We start from the raw sequence: 866 nt of genomic DNA on the forward strand, positions 1-866 counted from the left end.
TGTGCGTGTGTGCGTGTGGTCACGAGCGTCAGCGGCAGCCGTACTCATCGGACCTGACCGACGACCAGTGGGCGGTGATCGAACCACTGCTGCCGGTCAGAAACCCGCGCCGGGGCGGACGCCCCCTGGTATGGCCGCGCCGCCTGGTGCTCGACACGATCCTGTACGTGCTGCGGTCGGGCTGCCAGTGGCGGATGGTGCCGCACGACCTGGCGCCCTGGTGGGTGGCCTACCGGTGGTTTCGTACCTGGACCCGCACCGGCGTCTGGGACCGGGTGCACGACGCGCTGCGGGATCAGGCGCGCGTCGCCGAGGGGCGTGACCCGCAGCCGTCGGCCGCGGTGATCGATGCCCAGTCGGTCAGGACCGCCGAAGGCGGGATCATGTGCGGCTACGACGCCGGCAAGCGGGTCCGTGGCCGCAAGCGGCATCTCCTGGTCGACACCGGGGGCTTGATGCTGGCGGTGCAGGTCACCTCCGCCTCGGTGCAGGACCGCCATGGCGGGCGGCGACTGCTGGAGGAGGTCCGGCCGCGGTTTCCCTTGCTGGGGCTGGTGTGGGCCGATGCGGGATACGCCAACCGGGTGGACGCCACGTTGCTGGAGTGGGCGCGCGAGCGCCTCGGCCTGGTCGTGGAGGTCGTCAAGCGCGGTGATGGCGTGAAAGGCTTTCAGGTGCTGCCCCGCCGGTGGGTGGTCGAGCGCACGTTCGCCTGGTTGACGAGGAATCGTAGATTGGCCCGCGATTACGAACGCAAGCCCGAGTACGCCGAAGCCATGATCAAGGTGGCAATGATCCGGCTCATGGCCGCCCGGTTGGCTGGTGAGGTGTATACGCCGAGCGGCCCCATCGAGGAGGAGGCCGCC

Annotated in this window: 1 protein-coding gene; it reads left to right on the plus strand. The window is 69.9% G+C overall.

All coding sequences use genetic code 11. From position 1 onward, the window contains the following. Positions 1 to 5: 5 nt before the first annotated feature. A partial coding sequence (locus IEZ08_RS39105; RefSeq protein WP_189244256.1) for an IS5 family transposase occupies positions 6 to 866 on the plus strand: 861 nt, incomplete at its 3' end.

The organism is Planobispora rosea (assembly GCF_014648175.1).
Classification (GTDB): Bacteria; Actinomycetota; Actinomycetes; order Streptosporangiales; family Streptosporangiaceae; genus Planobispora; species Planobispora rosea.